Origin of the sequence: Brucella lupini, assembly GCF_002252535.1 — a bacterium.
Classification (GTDB): domain Bacteria; phylum Pseudomonadota; class Alphaproteobacteria; order Rhizobiales; family Rhizobiaceae; genus Brucella; species Brucella anthropi.
This window is the reverse complement of record NZ_NNRN01000046.1, coordinates 74,832-91,765: the sequence shown is the minus strand read 5'-3', so window position 1 is coordinate 91,765 and position 16,934 is coordinate 74,832. Positions and strand designations below refer to the sequence as shown.

The window sequence follows — 16,934 nt, the reverse complement described above, 5'->3', positions numbered from 1 at the left end:
GAACTTGGCGAGAATTCAGATAGCCTGTCCCTTCAACAAGCGCGGCGTGTCGCCTGAAAGACCGGCGGCCTGCTTGATGAAGAAGGATTTCAACGCCGGTACCCGGTCTACGAGCCCCAGACCAATATCGCGGATAGAGCGGATGGCCGGGTTGTCGTTGGAGAAAAGCTTGGTCAGGATGTCCGTCGTCACACCCATCTGCACGGTATCGAAGCGACGCCAGGACTGATAACGCTCCAGAGCGGCAAATGAACCGATGTCGAGGCCGAGGCGATCCGTTTCGACCACGACTTCGGCAATTGCGGCGGCATCCCGGAAGCCAAGATTGAGGCCCTGACCGGCAATGGGATGGATACGGTGCGCCGCATCGCCCACCAGCACGAAACGTGGCTTCACGAATTCACGTGCCAGCGTCAGGCCGAGCGGGAAGGCGCGGCGCGGGCCTTCGACATGCAGGGCACCCAGACGATGCCCGAAGCGCTGTTCCAGTTCAGCCTCGAATACGAAGTCGTCTTCGCGAATGAGGCGTTCGGCATCCGATGTGCGCTCGGTCCAGACCAGTGAGCTGCGATTACCCTTCAACGGAAGGATCGCAAATGGACCGGCTGGAAGAAAATGCTCATCAGCCCGGCCGCCATGCGGCAGTTCATGGGCGACATTGCACACGATGCCGGACTGGCCGTAATCCCAGTTGACCGTCTTGATGCCAGCAAGATCACGCAGGCGGGAGCGCGCACCATCTGCGGCGATCAGCAGGCGCGTTTCAAGCGTATCCCCATTGGAGAGAGTGACGGTTACTCCTTCAGGGAGAGTGTTGAAATTCTCTACGCTGGTGGCTTCGAGGAAGACAATTCCGAGCGCTTCGGCCTTATTATGGAGGGCGGTGTTGAGGACACGGTTTTCCACCATATGGGCAAAAGGTTCGCCGGGTTCGACTTCACCTTCGAAAGTGAGAAAAACCGGGCGCACGGGATCGGAAGTGCGCGAATCGGTGATGACCATTTCCGTAATGGGCTGGGCTTCGGGAAGGATTTCCTGCCAGCAGCCGAGCTGGTCAAGCATACGTGATGCAGCCGCGGCAATCGAGGAGGCGCGGGGGTCGTTCTTCCAGGCACCAGCCGGTGCACCGTCGATCACGGTGACAGAAAGATGCGGTGCCGCCGATTTGATCGCAACTGCCGTGACGAGCCCGACATAGCCGCCGCCTGCAATCACCACATCGTTACTGCGTGCTGCTTCCTGCTTCTTCCGGGCGGCCATAGTCATTTCCTTTCGAGAATCTATCTCACGATAGCATTTCCAGCAAAAGTGCGAAGCGGTTTTGCGCCAGGCAAATGCTTAGAAACAAAGAGATAGTGCGGTTCCACGATTCTGGTTTGACTGGAACCGCTCTAGCGGTGTTTTGGCATATATCGTTGTCCAAGAAACCCGATATTTTGCCGCGGTGCATGTCGGAACGCGAACTGCCGAAGCGAGGTATCCGGGCCTCTGCCGATACAGCTTCTCGCGCACGGTTCTTGACAGGTTCCAATGCTCCGGCTCAAACAAGAACCCAAAGCATATATATGGTTGCAGGAGACAGGCTGTCCATGACCGATCAAGAAAAGTCCGCTGACGCTCAAACTGACGCAATGCGTGAGCTTCTTTCCATCCTCGATCTGGAAACTCTTGAGGTGGATCTGTTCCGCGGCAACAGTCCACAGGTCGGCTGGCAGCGGGTTTTCGGCGGGCAGGTGATTGGGCAGGCGCTGATCGCAGCGCAGCGCACGGTTGAGACCGAGCGACATGTCCACTCCCTGCATGCCTATTTCGTGCGGCCCGGCGATCCAGCGATCCCGATTGTCTATGAGGTGGACCGTATCCGCGACGGATCGAGCTTCAGCACACGGCGCGTTCTGGCAAAGCAGCATGGCAAGGCCATTTTTTCCCTTTCGGCTTCGTTTCAGGTGGATGAGGGTGGGCTCGATCACCAGCTTCCCATGCCGGAAGGACTGCCGATGCCTGAGCAGCTTGTCGGCGATCGCGACATCAAGGAGCAATATCTCCATATGGCGCCGCCCAATGTGCGCAAATACTGGGAGCGGGAACGGCCTATCGAAATCAAGCCTGTCTCGCTGACCCATTATTTCTCGCGCGAGAAGCTTGAGCCTGTCCAGCATGTTTGGGTCAGAGCGCGCGGTATCGTGCCGGATGATCGGGCGCTACAGGCCGCCATTCTTGCCTATCTCTCCGATATGACCTTGCTCGATACATCCCTGCATCCGCATGGCCGTACAATTTTCGACCGCGATCTGCAGGTTGCAAGCCTCGACCATGCCATGTGGTTTCACCGGCCATGCAGGCTTGATGACTGGTTGCTCTACACGCAGGACACTCCCAGCGCCTCCGGCGCGCGCGGTTTCAACCGGGGGGCGCTTTATACACGTGATGGCGTGCTGATCGCATCGGTTGCGCAGGAAGGGTTGATCCGTGTCCATGACAAAAAGAAGTGATTAAATTTTAATCGCACATCAATCAGTCGATTAAAAATAAGGCATTTCGCTACTGATTAGCGGAATGCCCGTGGTGCAAAAACCGAATCGAATGAATCACTTACGGCGTCATTCGGTTCGAAATCGTAGCGGCACCACCTCTTCCATGGCCCGGAATTTCCGCATCCGGCGCACCGAATATCAGAAAATTTGCAGTTAATTTGCCAGCCAGGGCCAACTGGCACGATTTTTGTTTCTCTCTGTTTGAACCGGTCTTTCCAGCGCAGCCGCGTTTGAAGCCGCCCTTCGACGGAGAAATTCGATGCTCATAACAGGAAGAAACAAGCAAACGGCCCTTCTGGCTACTCTGCCTGCGTTCGTCGCCATGGCGGGAACGGCATTGGCACAGGACGCCGCACCGACACCAACCCTCGATACGGGCGATACGGCGTGGATGCTGACTTCAACCGCGCTTGTGTTGATGATGACTATACCGGGTCTCGCACTGTTCTATGGCGGCATGGTGCGCAAGAAGAACGTGCTCTCCACGGTGATGCAGAGCTTCGCCATTACTTGTCTCATGTCCATTCTGTGGATGGTTGCAGGCTATTCGCTGGCCTTTACCGATGGTGGATCGCTCAACTCTTATATTGGCGGTCTTTCCAAGGCCTTTTTCTCCGGCGTCACGATGGAATCGCTGACGGGAACGATCCCCGAATATGTGTTCATCACCTTCCAGATGACTTTCGCGGTGATCACGCCCGCACTTATCGCCGGTTCGTTTGCCGAGCGCATGAAGTTTTCCTCCATGCTTGTCTTCCTGACCCTCTGGCTGTTCATCGTCTATATCCCGGTCGCGCATTGGGTCTGGGGCGGTGGTTTCATGGCGTCGGATGGCGTGCTTGATTTTGCTGGCGGCACGGTCGTCCATATCAATGCCGGTGTGGCCGGTCTGGTTGCGGCTCTCATCATCGGCAAGCGCGATGGTTACGGCCACACCAATATGGCGCCGCACAATCTTGTCCTTTCGGTCATTGGTGCTGCCCTTCTGTGGGTTGGCTGGTTCGGCTTCAATGCCGGTTCCGCTGTCGGCGCCAATGCACTTGCTGGCGTCGCCATGCTCAATACGCAGGTTGCGACTGCTGGTGCGGCTCTGGCCTGGATGTTTGTGGAATGGGCGATTGCAGGCAAGCCGAGCGTGCTCGGTATCATTTCAGGCGCCGTTGCCGGCCTTGTTGCCGTTACGCCTGCCGCCGGTTTCGTCAACCCCATGGGTGCGCTCATCATCGGCATCGTGGCTGGTGCGGTCTGCTATGTGGCGGCCGTAAAGATCAAGCATGCGCTCGGTTATGACGATTCGCTCGATGCGTTCGGCGTCCATGGTGTCGGCGGCTTCGTCGGTGCGGTGCTGACCGGTCTCTTCGCCGATGCGGCGATCAACCCGGCCAGCGAAGGTGCAACCATCGGCAAGCAGTTCTTCGGTGCTGCCATCACGATTGTCTATACGGCGATCGCCACCGCGATCATTCTTTACGTGGTCAAGGCCGTCATGGGCCTGCGCCCCAGCAAACAGGCCGAGATCGAAGGCCTCGACATCGCTTTGCACGGCGAATCCGTTCAATAGAGCGGGATTGTCTCAAGAGGAAAAAGGCGCGGAAAACTGCGCCTTTTTCATTTTGTCGACAGGATTTATCTGCGGCCTGATGCATGGTTAATGAGGAATTAACCATCCCGCGACTAGGATCGGACCGATTCAATGTGCCCGGAGCATTTCCGCTCAGGGGCCAGCAAATATTTCGGTTCGGGACAGGCTATATGCGGCAAGGATATTCGCCCTCATACCCGCTGCGTGACGAGCGGATTACGGAAGACAGGCTGAAACTGGCCAATCTCTTCCGCAGGCAGTTCTATATCCTGTTCGGATTGGGGCTTCTGGCGCTCACCGGCATGGCGGTCGGCGCATTGGCAACTTGGAATGTTGCCGATCCGAGCTTCAGCCATGCGACCGACAATCCGGTAACGAATGCGCTGGGTTATCCGGGCGCAGTGTTCTCTGACATTGCCATGCAGTTTTTCGGTCTGGCGAGTGTTCCCGCTCTGCTTCCGCTCGCCGTCTGGTCGCTGCTGATGATGACACGCGGCGGCATTGGCCGCGTAGCCAAGCGCAGTTTCGCGTGGCTCGGCGCTGCACTCCTGTTTGCAGCCATCGCCAGCTGCTTCGCTGTGCCGGAAAGCTGGCCGATGCCGATTGGTCTCGGTGGCGTCTTCGGCGACATGATCCTGAAGTTCCCGGGTCTTTTTCTTGGCAGTTTCCCGCAAGGCGCGATCGCTTCAGGCATTGCGCTTATCCTCGCCGTACCGGCCTTCTGGCTCTGCCTTTTCGCCAGCGGTATCATTGGGCGCGGTGTGGGGATCGTCAATCCTGCACAGCCCTCGGGCCGCCGTGGCGCGGAGGAGGATGATTTCGCAGCAGATGACGAGGACGATGAAACATCAGCCGGTGGTGGTTTCCAGCTTATGGGCGCGCTCACCCATCTGGTACTGACCACGACCGCGAACTTCAAGCGCCTTACGGGGCTTGGCCGTCGTCGCCCGCGCGCGGAAGATTTCGACGATATGCGCGTTGTGCGCCGCAACGCCGAAACACGCAATGCGCCGCGCCGCGAACCCGGTTTCGGGGCGCCAGCGGCTGCCGATGACGAACCGCCTTTCGATATGGACGATATGGATGACGGCGCGCCGCTCGCCGGTCAGGAATGGCACGATGCGCCGCCGCCGCGTAGCCGAAAGGCTCGCGTGGAACAGGCTGCTCCGTCGCCGAAACCCGGTGCACGCGCCCAGCGCGAGGCGCAGCCGTCCTTCCTCAAGGACAACGGCGTGTTTGAAATGCCATCGCTGCATTTCCTTGCCGAACCGAAGCTCGTCCAGCGCGATCCGGCGCTTTCCAAGGATGCGCTGGAACAGAACGCCCGTCTGTTGGAAGGTGTGCTGGAAGATTTCGGCGTGCGTGGTGAAATCATCAATGTGAAGCCCGGTCCGGTCGTTACGCTTTACGAATTGGAGCCCGCACCGGGAATCAAGTCCTCGCGCGTCATCGGTCTTGCCGACGATATCGCCCGCTCGATGAGCGCGATTGCAGCACGCGTGGCCGTCATTCCGGGGCGTAACGCCATCGGCATCGAACTGCCGAACCCGAAGCGTGAGATGGTTTATCTGCGCGAGATGCTGGCAAGTCGCGACTTCGAACAGTCGAAGGCGAAACTGGCGCTTGCGCTCGGCAAGACCATCAATGGCGAGCCGGTGATCGCCGATATCGCGAAGATGCCGCACGTTCTCGTCGCCGGTACGACCGGTTCGGGTAAGTCGGTGGCGATCAACACCATGATCCTGTCCTTGCTTTATCGCATGACGCCGCAGGAATGCCGCCTGATCATGATCGACCCGAAGATGCTGGAACTCTCCGTCTATGACGGCATTCCGCATCTGCTGACGCCTGTCGTAACCGATCCCAAGAAAGCCGTGGTCGCGCTCAAATGGACCGTGCGCGAAATGGAAGACCGTTATCGCAAGATGTCGAAGGTCGGTGTGCGCAATATTGACGGCTTTAATCAGCGCGTCGGCCTTGCGCAGAAAAAGGGCGAGCCGATTGCACGTACGGTCCAGACCGGCTTTGACCGCAATACCGGCGAGGCGATTTACGAGACGGAGGAGCTCGATCTGGAGCCGATGCCATATATCGTCGTGATTATCGACGAAATGGCCGACCTGATGATGGTTGCCGGCAAGGATATCGAAGGTGCGGTGCAGCGTCTGGCGCAGATGGCCCGTGCGGCGGGTATTCATGTCATCATGGCCACCCAGCGCCCATCAGTGGACGTCATCACCGGAACGATCAAGGCCAACTTCCCGACCCGCATTTCATTCCAGGTGACGTCGAAGATCGATAGCCGAACCATTCTGGGCGAGCAGGGCGCCGAGCAGCTTCTCGGTCAGGGTGATATGCTCTTCATGGCTGGCGGTGGCCGCATCCAGCGCGTGCACGGGCCTTTCGTCGGTGACGACGAGGTGGAACGCATCGTGCAGCATCTGAAGCTTCAGGGCGTGCCGGAATATCTCGACGCCATCACCGAGGATGACGAAGACGACGAAGGTGGCAGGGGTCCGGCTGGAACCGGCAATTTGGAGGATTCCGACGATCCTTACGATCAGGCCGTGGCCGTGGTGTTGCGTGACAAGAAGGCTTCGACTTCCTACATCCAGCGCCGTCTCGGTATTGGTTATAATCGGGCTGCCTCAATCATCGAACGCATGGAAGAGGAGGGCATTGTCGGTCCGGCCAACCATGCGGGCAAGCGTGAAATTTTGGTTCCCACTGGCGACGATGATTTCTGATGGCCATACTCGCGCCCAACTGGCGGCGTAGTTAAACAGAATGATGAAAAGAGAAAGTTTGTCGATGATGTTCTCCCGTTTCTCCGCCTTCGCGAAAGCTGGTCGCCTTGCCGCCGTGCTGGGAATGGGAGCGCTTGGGCTTGGCATGACGTCGCTGGTTCTGGCTCCGGTCGCCGCGATGGCGCAGGGGGCAGGCGGCGGTGCGGCGGCACAGCAGATCGCCGATCATTTTTCATCGGTACGTACAATGACCGGCGAGTTCGTGCAGTTCGGCCCGAAGGGCGAACAGACGGGCGGCACTTTCTATATCGAGCGTCCGGGCAAGATTCGCTTCAACTACAATAATTCTCCAATCCGGGTGATTTCGGATGGCGAATCGGTCGTCATCAACAATCGCAAGCTCGATACATGGGACCTTTATCCGCTTTCGAAGACGCCCTTGAAGCTTCTGCTGGCAGATCGGATTGATCTGGGTGGGGGCCGTCTTCAGAATGTGAAGCAGGAGCCGGATATGACCACGCTGGTGCTGGGCGACAAGTCGATCTTTGGCGATTCGAAAATCACCATGATGTTCGACCCTAAATCGTACGAGCTGAAGCAGTGGACCATCACCGATGCCCAGAAGCTCGATACCACTGTCATGATCTTCAATGTGCGCAGCGGCGTGCGTTTCACCGACGATATGTTCAAGATCGACTATCAGCGCATCGCAATGAAGCGCAAAGGTCAGTAATCGTCAGTTTATGATAGGCAAGCCGTTTGCATTTGCCGGATAAATGATTAGGTTCGCGGCATCTTTTTCGTTGCTGCGAGTCCTATCTTCATGGCCTTTTCCGTTGCTACCTGGAACATCAATTCCGTTCGTCTGCGTATGCCGCTGGTAGAGCAGTTTCTGCGCGATTATCAGCCGGATGTTCTGTGCCTTCAGGAAACGAAGTGCCCCGATAATCTGTTTCCGTCGAAAGGGTTCCGGGCTCTCGGCTATGAACACATCGCGATCAGCGGTCAGAAGGGCTACCACGGCGTTGCAACTATATCGCGGCGTCCTCTGACGGGCGTGGAAAAGATCGGTTTCTGCGACATGGGCGATTGCCGCCATTTGAGCGCTGTCGTCGAGGCGGGCGGTAAGAAGCTCCGTATTCATAACTTTTACGTTCCTGCGGGCGGTGATGAGCCGGACCCGGTAATCAATCCGAAATTCGCGCATAAGCTCGCTTTTCTCGAAGAAATGCGCGCTATCGTCGCCGACCGGCAGGACGGACATTCTTCCGTTCTCGTTGGTGATCTCAACATTGCTCCGCTCGAAAACGATGTCTGGTCGCACAAGCAGTTGCTCAAGATCGTCAGCCATACGCCGATCGAAACCGAAACGCTGGAAGATTTGCGTGTGAAGGGTGGCTGGAGCGACCTGATGCGACAGCTTATTCCGGCGGACCAGAAAATCTTCACCTGGTGGAGCTATCGCGCCAAGGATTGGGCCGAATCGGATCGTGGCCGCAGGCTGGATCACGTCTGGGGTTCTGCCGATCTTGAAGGGCATATGCAGGGTCTGCAAATCCTTCGCGATGCGCGCGGTTGGGACCGCCCATCGGACCATGTGCCAGTCATTGCGACATTCGATCTGGATTGATCGCGTCGTAAGGCTTATATAGAAGGCAGTTTAACAAGGAGAGAAGAACGATGGATCGGATTGCGCTGTTTCAAATGACCAGTGTTTTCAACGTTTCCATGGTTCGCGATGTCTGCTCTTCTTACACTTCAGGATGTTTCCTGCGTTACGGCTGATGGCCGTACTCTCTTCGAATCCATCAATTTCAGCATAGCCGAAGGCCGCATCGGTCTGATCGGGCGCAATGGCGTGGGTAAATCAACGCTGTTGCGTATGATGAGTGGCGCGATGCTTCCGACAAGCGGAAATGTGACCGTAAACGGGACTATCGGTGTGTTGCGGCAGAACGTCGGCGGCGATGATTCCGAGACGCTGGCCGATCTTTTCGATGCGCACACAGATTTCGACAGACTGGTACGTGTCGAACAGGGCTTGGCCAGTGACAGCGATCTTAGTGAGGCCGACTGGCTTCTGCCGCAGCGCTTTACCGACGCGCTGCAGCGGCTTGGATTACCTGATATGGCTTCCGAGACACCCCTTTCGGCCTTGAGTGGAGGTCAGCAGACGCGCGCGGCGCTTGCAGCCCTCATATTTCGCAAACCTGATCTCATTCTGTTGGACGAACCGACCAATAATCTCGATCGTGCCGGTCGTTTGGCAGTTGTCGATTTGCTGACCGCCTGGCGCGGTGCAGCCGTGGTGGTCAGCCATGACCGCGAACTGTTGCAGTCCATGGATGCGATAGCAGAATTATCTCCGGACGGGCTTCGGCTCTATGGCGGCAACTGGGACTTCTATCACGCAAAAAAGACCGAAGAGCGCGCGACGGCGGTGCGCGATCTCGTAACGGCACGGCGTGAAGTCAAGCAGGTGGAGCGCAAGGCACAGGCTGCAGCCGAAAGACAGGCGCGCAGCGATGCGCGCGGTCGCAAATCACGCGCCGATGCAGGAATGAGCAAAATGCTGCTCGATGCCCGGGAGGACCGTGCGCAGCAATCGAAAGGCCGGGGCGATGCACTGGCGGAACGCCAGTCTAGCCGGGCCAACGAGCAGTTGCAGGAGGCGGAAGCAAAAGTCGAGCGAGTAAGGCCGATGCATTTCAATGTGGCTGGTGCGGTTCCGCCTTCCGGTCGCGTCATGCTCGATATGCGAAGTGTCTCGGGCGGACCGCAAGCCGACTACCCGGTGATCCGCGACCTGTCATTGAAGATCGTGGGAGCCGAGCGTGTGGTTGTCGCAGGGCCGAATGGCGCAGGCAAGACCAGCCTGTTGCGGCTGATTACGGGGGAACTTCAACCTTTGGCCGGAACCGTCATGCGCCCGGAGCGCATGGTGATGTTTGACCAGCAGATGAGCCTGATGGATCGCGGCCAGACCCTTTATGAAAACTATCGGCGTCTCAATCCGGGGTCGAACGACAATGATGCCCGTGCAGCACTGGCGCGTTTTTCGTTTCGCGGCGAGGGGGCTTCTCGGCTTGCCAACAGTCTCAGTGGAGGCGAATTGTTGCGGGCGGCACTTGCCTGCGTTCTGGGTGGAACAGAGCTTCCCGAACTTCTGATCCTTGATGAACCGACCAATCATCTCGATCTCGATTCCATCGAGGCACTGGAAACCGCTCTCAATGCCTATGAGGGAGCATTGATCATCGTGAGCCACGATCAGGCTTTTCTCAATGCCATCGGAATGGAAAGGGTGATTGAACTCTGAAAAGGGTCAATCGCTATTCAGGCGGGGTGCGACCTTTTCGATTTCGCCGATCAGTTCCAGCAGATTGCGACTGACATGCGCATGGAGTGCCGCCGCAACTTCGGGATATTCTTCCAGAATGCGGCGGAAGATTGCGCGGCTGATGCGGATAACCTCGGTTTCCGCTTCGGCGACTGCACCGGTAAGACGCGATGTCTGTGCGATCAACGCCATTTCGCCAATCATGGCGCCAGGGCCGACAGGGCGGATCGCAATCCGCCCTTCGTCTTGTTCATGAAACAGGGTGATATTGCCCGATACGACGATATAGGCGCAGTCGGCACTTTGCCCTTCACGGAAAAGCTCACGCCCGGCCCTGAGAACGAGACGTTCCGCACCGAAAGCAAGCAACCGCAACTGTTCGGGCGTAAAAGACTCGAACAGGCCTACCGTGCCGAGAATGCGAATATCGTCATCAAGCGCCATGGGTCGTCAATACACCTGCATCGGGCGCTGTCCATCATGGGACAAGCTTGTATCCCCCGCTTTCTGTGACCAGAAGCGCCGCATTGGACGGATCTTTTTCGATTTTCTGGCGCAGACGATAGACGTGGGTTTCCAGCGTATGCGTGGTCACACCTGAATTATAACCCCATACTTCTTCAAGAAGCACATCGCGGCCGATAACCTTGTCGCCGGCGCGATAGAGATACTTGATGATCGCCGCTTCCTTTTCGGTGAGGCGAATCTTGCTGCCCTTCTCGTCGATGAGGAGTTTCTGGCCGGGCTTGAACGTATAAGGGCCGACGATGAAGGTCGCGTCCTCGCTCTGCTCGTGCTGACGCAGCTGCGCGCGCACGCGCGCCAGAAGCACTGCGAATTTGAACGGCTTGGTGACATAATCATTGGCGCCCGATTCGAGGCCGAGAATCGTATCCGATTCCGTATCGTGGCCGGTGAGCATGATGATCGGTGCCTTGAAACCACCCTTGCGCAGCAATTTTACGGCTTCACGTCCATCCATATCCGGCAGGCCGACATCCATGATCAGGAGGTCTACAATGCCGTTTCGTGCAGTCTGGATGCCCTTGGTGGCATTGTCTTCCTGCAAAATCTGGAATTCTTCGCACAGCTCCAGCTGTTCGACGAGGATAGAACGGAGATCTTCGTCATCGTCCACAATCAGTATCGTACGGCCTGTCATGCCTGTCCTCGTTACTCTTTGATTTAAATGGCTCTTGGTGTTTTATGACATTTAATGGAGACAAGTTGAAGCGGCGAAACGCGAAAGAGATTTTTGCTCTCGCCGACAACGGTTTGAAACATGCATGACACGGAGGCGGGGGCTTGGCCAGACACGAAATTAGCCGGGGAATTGGCATTATCGATGTGCGGGCCAAACCGGGCCACAAGACTCGCGGCTTGCTTGTTGCCGGCAATCTGGTGCTGGAATGCGCTCTTGGCAAGGGGGGAATCAGCGCTTTCAAGCGTGAAGGCGACGGAGCAACGCCTCTGGCAACCATGCGGCTGCTCTATGGATACCGGCGCGGCGACAAGGGTATGCTGCCGTCATCGCGGTTGCCGCTCGGGCGCATCCGCCGTCTGGATGGCTGGTGTGATGCACCGTCTGACGCCAATTACAACCGCCCGGTAAGGCTGCCTTATGCGGCAAGCCACGAGGATATGTGGCGGCGTGATGATCTCTACGATGTCTGCATTGTCATGGACTGGAATATTGCGCCGCGCCGTCGCGGATGCGGCAGTGCAATCTTCTTTCACCTTGCCCGACCCGGCTATACGCCCACAGAAGGCTGCATAGCATTGAGGCGCGCCGACATGGCGCGCCTCTTGCCTCATCTGACGGACCGAACCATGATCCGTGTCCTGAGATAATCGTCTCAGTGTGCGGCGGCAGCAGCAACGACCCTGACTTCATTGCCTTTGGCATCGTAGAGCTTGCCGTTCAGGAAATAATCTCCGTCATGCAGCTCCGAGATGTTGTGATGGCGGATGATGCGTTCCGTACCTTCCGCGAAGACTGACATCTGGTTGCTGTTGCCCAATTTGATTTCATTGAACATCAGGTTGAGCGCAATGGCCATCAACGCTGCCGAGCTGATGCCGGAGTGGAAAATGGTTTCAAACCAGGTCGGAAAGTTATGATAGAACTGGGGTGCGGCGATCGGGATCATACCGAAGCCGATCGAGGTTGCCACGATAATGAGATTGATATTGTTCTCGTAGTCCACTTTGGCGAGTGTGCGGATGCCGCTTGCAGCCACCGTGCCGAACAGGACGATACCCGCTCCACCCAGAACTGCCGGAGGAACGCAGGCAATCACCCGACCCATCACCGGCAGGAGGCCGAGCGTGATGAGGATCAGCCCGCCAGTTGCCACGACATAACGGCTCTTCACGCCTGTCACAGCGACAAGGCCGACATTCTGTGCGAAGGCGCTTTGCGTAAAGGAACCGACAACCGGCGACAGGATGCTTGAAAGCATATCCGCGCGCAGGCCGTTGGCGAGACGTCGCGAATCCACTTTCGTACCGAGGATTTCACCGACCGCCAGAATATCGGCGGAAGTCTCGACGAGCGTGACCATGATCACAATGAACATAGAGAGCGTTGCGGCGAGGCTGAATATCGGCATGCCGAAGTGGAAGATTTCCGGCAGCGCCACCATTGAACCTTCGCTCACCCGCGAAAAATCGGTCATGCCGAGCGCCCAGGCGATAAAGGTTCCGATGACCATCGCGAGCAGGATCGAAAGTCGCGAAATCGTGGCATTGCCCATCTTGCTGAGAATGAGCACGATGACCAGTGTGAGGCCGGCAAGACCGATATTGGCCATGCTGCCGAATTCGGGGCTGTTGCTGTCTCCGCCCATTGCCCAGCGCGCCGCAACAGGCATCAGCGTCAGGCCGATGGTGGTGATGACGATACCGGTGACGAGCGGCGGAAAGAAACGCGTGATGCGTGAGAATATCGGCGTGATGATAAGGCCGATGACGGCTGCCGCAATGACGGCTCCCAGCACGACCTGCAAGCCGGCTTCACCGGTCTGGCTCGATGTGACGATGGCCACCATGGTGGCGACGCCCGAAAAAGAGACGCCCTGGACCAGAGGCAGCTGGCAGCCGAAAAAAGGTATGCCGACGGTTTGCAGGACGGTGGCAACGCCACCGGCAAAAAGCGATGCTGTGATCAAGAGGCCGATTTCGGTTGGGCTGAGACCAGCCGCCTGACCGATGATCAGCGGAACTGCCACGATGCCCCCATACATGGTCAGCACATGCTGAAAACCATATGCCAGATTGGCAGCGACAGATAGTTTTTCATCTTCGGGACGCGAAAGCGTATCCGCCCCGGACTGGTGCGTATTCAATGCTACTCCCTCCCAGCAGGCGCGAACATAACGCCAGCCTGCTCTCTCCGTTCTCCCTGCGCTGGATCGTCATGACGGCATGTCTTTCGACACCCAACTGACGACGAAATGCGCGATGTCTCCTCCAAAGACATGTCGCAGGAGTATAACCGCAGCCGTCTAGATGACTGTGTCTCTTTTGCTTGAAATTGTTTTCGATACGGGAGTGCTAATGTTGAGGGAGTTTTTCAGCTGTCGATTTTGGTGCGCGCGTCTCTCATCGCATCGCGCAGCACAGCGAAAATGTACGGCTCCAGCGATTGCGCAACGTTGAAGCGCAGGAAACGGCTGGCCGTATGTGACGGGCTGAAGACATTGCCGGGCGCAAGCACGACGCCTTTGTCCAGAGCATGCCGCGCAATCTGGCCGGAGTCCAGCCCATCCGGCAATTCAGCCCATAGAAACATGCCGCCTTGCGGCTCGGTCCACAGCGTGAGGCCCTCTGCCTTCAGGCGGCTGGCGATGAGCGTCATCGCATCGGCCAGTTTGGCGCGCAGGCTGTCCACGTGGCGGCGATAGGCACCATCGGTCAAAAGCGCATGCACAATCTGTTGCGACAACACATTGCCCCCGAAGCTGGTGGCGAGCTTCAGGTCGGTCAGCCCGTCGATCCAGTCGCGACGTCCGGCGATATAGCCGACGCGGGCTGCGGCGGACAGCGTCTTGGAGAAACTGCCAACATGCAGGACGCGGTCGAACCCGTCCAGTTCGGCAAGAAGCGGGGTAGGCGAGGGGTGGAAGTCGCCGAAGATATTGTCTTCGACCAGCGTGACGCCATGCGCTTCGGCGAGCTTCAGCAGCCGGTGGGCCGTGGCTGGCGTCATCGAACCGCCGGTCGGGTTATGCAATCCGGCATTGGATATATAGAGTTTCGGCGCGTGTTCGCTGGCTGCTCTCGCAAAGGCTTCGAGGTCCGGGCCGGTATGGGTATAGGGCACGCCGACCAGTTTTACACGGTGTGTCAGAAGCACGGCCTGAAAGTTGAAGTAGCAGGGATCATCGACCAGAACCGTATCGCCCGGTTGCAACAGATAACGGCAGATCAGGTCGATGGCCTGCGTGCCGGAATCGGCCAGCAATATTTCTCCGCTCGAAACGTCGATGCCTTGTTCACCGAGTCGGTGAGCAAGGTGCTGGCGCAGGGGGCGGAAACCGAGCGGTTCGCCATAGGTGGCAATATTGCTCCCCTCGTCGCGAGCAACCGCGCGCATCGCCCGGCGGATCGCTTCCTGTGGAAGCCACGTGTCGGGTAGCCATCCGCACCCCGGTTTAAGTGCGGTGTCGTCTGCCTCAAGTGACTGTCGCATGACCCAGAAAGGATCGATCTGGCGCTCCTTGTGCGGTGTGTTGATGGCCAGCGAAAATGGCTGGCGAGCGCGCTCCGAAACATAGAAACCGGCACCGCGGCGCGACTGAATTATGCCTTCCGCCACCAGCCTGTCATAGGCTTCAACGACAGTGGATTTCGAGACATTCATCGCTTCGGCGAGGCGACGGATGGAAGGCAGTCGCGCACCCGGCGCAAGGCTCATCGCCGTAATGCGTCCGCGAATAATGCCCATCACCTTTTCAACGAGCGGCGTCCTGTCGGCCGTAGCGTTTTCATCGCCACGCTCGATTTCTCCGCTTGCGTAAGCAGCTTCTACAGCTTCGAGGCTGCGCAGAAGGCCCGTCGAAATCATCTGTACTATCCCTTGTACCAGTACAGTTTGCCAGAATTGTCCCAAAACTGTCTCTGATTATTCGGGCAGTTCCGCGGCATTATCTCACGAATCCTTATACGATTTTAGAGAAAGTCGAAAAGACACTATGCGTGAGAATGTTGGGAATAAGACCGCCGGATGGGTCAACGGGTTTTTGGGCGTATTGATTTTTTCCGGCTCGCTGCCGGCAACACGGCTGGCGGTGATCGATATCGATCCGACGTTTCTGACAATGGCGCGAGCGTCTATCGCGGGACTGCTTGGCATGGCGCTTCTGCTGGCGTTTCGGGAACCTTTTCCCCGCCGCACCGATGCCATCTCGTTGATTGTGGTGGCGCTTGGCGTGGTCGTCGGTTTCCCGCTTCTGACGGGGCTTGCCCTTCAGCACATGACGTCTGCCCACGCGATTGTCTTCATCGGGCTGCTCCCGCTCGCCACGGCAATCTTCGCTGTCCTGCGCGGTGGAGAGCATCCGCGCCCGATGTTCTGGCTGTTTTCAGTGGTTGGAAGCCTCATTGTCGCTTCCTATGCCTATGGGCAGGGAAGCCAGTCCACGCTTCTGGGTGACGTGCTGATGCTCGCTGCCGTTATCGTCTGCGGTCTGGGCTATGCCGAAGGCGCGCAGCTTTCGCGCAGGCTCGGCGGCTGGCAGGTTATCTGCTGGGCGCTGGTGTTCTCGCTGCCGGTCATGCTGCCGCTGAGTGTCTTGACGCGTCCGGAGACATGGGCGGGCATCGGTACGCCAGCCTGGATAAGCCTCGGCTATGTCTCGTTGTTTTCGATGCTGATCGGCTTCTTCTTCTGGTATCGCGGCCTTGCGCAGGGCGGTGCCGCCACTGTCGGCCAGTTACAGCTTCTCCAGCCTTTCTTTGGCCTTATGCTGGCTGCCGGTATTGCGGGGGAACCCGTCAGTATGGGTATGGTCGCGACGGCAGCGGTGGTCGTCGTGTGTGTGGCGGGTGCGAAGAAATTTGCTTAAATAAACGCCCAGACGGTCGTTCGCTTCACTTCAGCGTCTTCAAGGGCGCGGGTGACGGGCACGGTATAGACGGCAAGTTGCTGCAGCCGGTCTTTCGGTAGATAGGCGCGTCCCGGATCGCCGACGACGATACGGGCGCCACGTTCGGCAAGTTTTGAAAACCAGGGAATAAGCCGCTCGGCGAGCGGCTTTTCATAAAAGACATCGCCTGCCAGGATCACATCCCAACCACCGTCCTGCCCGATGAGGTCATCCAATGAGGGGAGCACCGACACGCCATTGGCCGATGCATTGATCTCGATGGCCGGAAGCGCGAAGGGGTCGATGTCCGACGCCAGCACGCTCGACGCGCCTGCCTGCATGGCGGCAATGGCGACAAGGCCGGAACCGGATGCAAAATCGAGTACCGTCTTGTCTTTCACCGTTTCTTGATGATCAAGGATATAGCGTGCCACACCCTGACCACCAGCCCAGGCGAAAGCCCAGAAGGGCGGTGGCAGGCCGATTGTAGCAAGCTCTTCCTCGGTCTTGTGCCAAAGGTCGTGCGCTTCATCGGCCAGATGCAGACGAATTTCCGGCACGTGCGGCGGCGCTTGCAGGCTGGTATTGGCCAGAATGAAATCACGCGCGCTTTTATGTGCCGGATCGAGCATCAGAGCATGT

Annotated in this window: 14 protein-coding genes; 8 read left to right on the top strand and 6 right to left on the bottom strand. The window is 57.8% G+C overall.

Features of this window, described 5'->3' with window-relative positions; genetic code table 11:
* Nucleotides 1–15 precede the first annotated feature (15 nt).
* Complete coding sequence (locus tag CES86_RS11940; RefSeq protein ID WP_094514474.1) at nucleotides 16–1,260, bottom strand: ubiquinone biosynthesis hydroxylase; 1,245 nt, start codon at nucleotides 1,258–1,260, stop codon at nucleotides 16–18.
* 329 nt (nucleotides 1,261–1,589) lie between these two features.
* Between CES86_RS11940 and tesB the strand changes: the two genes are divergently transcribed.
* The 6 genes from tesB (at nucleotide 1,590) to CES86_RS11905 (ending at nucleotide 10,182) form a co-directional block, all read left to right on the top strand.
* Nucleotides 1,590–2,492, top strand: coding sequence for an acyl-CoA thioesterase II (tesB, locus tag CES86_RS11935; RefSeq protein ID WP_094514472.1), 903 nt, complete (start codon nucleotides 1,590–1,592; stop codon nucleotides 2,490–2,492).
* A gap of 301 nt (nucleotides 2,493–2,793) precedes the next feature.
* Nucleotides 2,794–4,095, top strand: coding sequence for an ammonium transporter (locus CES86_RS11925; RefSeq protein WP_094514470.1), 1,302 nt, complete (start codon nucleotides 2,794–2,796; stop codon nucleotides 4,093–4,095).
* 191 nt (nucleotides 4,096–4,286) lie between these two features.
* Entirely contained in the window at nucleotides 4,287–6,863 is a 2,577-nt protein-coding gene (locus CES86_RS11920; RefSeq protein ID WP_094514469.1) for a DNA translocase FtsK, read from the top strand.
* 64 nt (nucleotides 6,864–6,927) lie between these two features.
* Nucleotides 6,928–7,596, top strand: a complete 669-nt coding sequence (locus tag CES86_RS11915) for an outer membrane lipoprotein carrier protein LolA (RefSeq protein ID WP_029375810.1) — start codon at nucleotides 6,928–6,930, stop codon at nucleotides 7,594–7,596.
* A gap of 90 nt (nucleotides 7,597–7,686) precedes the next feature.
* Nucleotides 7,687–8,493, top strand: a complete 807-nt coding sequence (locus CES86_RS11910; RefSeq protein ID WP_094514467.1) for an exodeoxyribonuclease III — start codon at nucleotides 7,687–7,689, stop codon at nucleotides 8,491–8,493.
* Between the two features lie 108 nt (nucleotides 8,494–8,601).
* The gene (locus CES86_RS11905; RefSeq protein ID WP_094514465.1) at nucleotides 8,602–10,182 is read left to right on the top strand and encodes an ABC-F family ATP-binding cassette domain-containing protein; all 1,581 of its coding nucleotides are present in this window, start codon (nucleotides 8,602–8,604) and stop codon (nucleotides 10,180–10,182) included.
* 6 nt (nucleotides 10,183–10,188) lie between these two features.
* Here CES86_RS11905 and CES86_RS11900 read toward each other — a convergent pair whose 3' ends face one another.
* Nucleotides 10,189–10,647 carry a cyclic nucleotide-binding domain-containing protein gene (locus CES86_RS11900; protein ID WP_071632642.1) on the bottom strand — a complete coding sequence of 153 codons (459 nt, stop codon included), beginning with the start codon at nucleotides 10,645–10,647 and terminating at the stop codon, nucleotides 10,189–10,191.
* Nucleotides 10,648–10,681: 34 nt separating this feature from the next.
* Entirely contained in the window at nucleotides 10,682–11,365 is a 684-nt protein-coding gene (locus CES86_RS11895) for a response regulator transcription factor (protein ID WP_006467959.1), read from the bottom strand.
* Nucleotides 11,366–11,508: 143 nt separating this feature from the next.
* Here CES86_RS11895 and CES86_RS11890 point away from each other — a divergent pair, with 143 nt between their 5' ends.
* Nucleotides 11,509–12,054, top strand: a complete 546-nt coding sequence (locus CES86_RS11890; protein WP_094514463.1) for a L,D-transpeptidase family protein — start codon at nucleotides 11,509–11,511, stop codon at nucleotides 12,052–12,054.
* Between the two features lie 5 nt (nucleotides 12,055–12,059).
* Here CES86_RS11890 and CES86_RS11885 read toward each other — a convergent pair whose 3' ends face one another.
* Both CES86_RS11885 and CES86_RS11880 read right to left on the bottom strand, forming a co-directional pair.
* Nucleotides 12,060–13,550 carry a nucleobase:cation symporter-2 family protein gene (locus CES86_RS11885; protein WP_012091153.1) on the bottom strand — a complete coding sequence of 497 codons (1,491 nt, stop codon included), beginning with the start codon at nucleotides 13,548–13,550 and terminating at the stop codon, nucleotides 12,060–12,062.
* A 227-nt stretch (nucleotides 13,551–13,777) separates the two neighbouring features.
* Nucleotides 13,778–15,271, bottom strand: a complete 1,494-nt coding sequence (locus CES86_RS11880) for an aminotransferase-like domain-containing protein (protein WP_094514461.1) — start codon at nucleotides 15,269–15,271, stop codon at nucleotides 13,778–13,780.
* Between the two features lie 127 nt (nucleotides 15,272–15,398).
* On the opposite strand from CES86_RS11880, the gene CES86_RS11875 reads away from it, so the two are divergent.
* Nucleotides 15,399–16,271 carry a DMT family transporter gene (locus CES86_RS11875; RefSeq protein WP_012091155.1) on the top strand — a complete coding sequence of 291 codons (873 nt, stop codon included), beginning with the start codon at nucleotides 15,399–15,401 and terminating at the stop codon, nucleotides 16,269–16,271.
* On the opposite strand, the gene CES86_RS11870 is transcribed toward CES86_RS11875, so the two are convergent.
* Nucleotides 16,268–16,924 (bottom strand): class I SAM-dependent methyltransferase, encoded by a 657-nt coding sequence (locus CES86_RS11870; protein WP_012091156.1) that lies wholly within the window; start codon nucleotides 16,922–16,924, stop codon nucleotides 16,268–16,270. The two genes, CES86_RS11875 and CES86_RS11870, sit on opposite strands and share 4 nt — an antisense overlap.
* Nucleotides 16,925–16,934 lie beyond the last annotated feature (10 nt).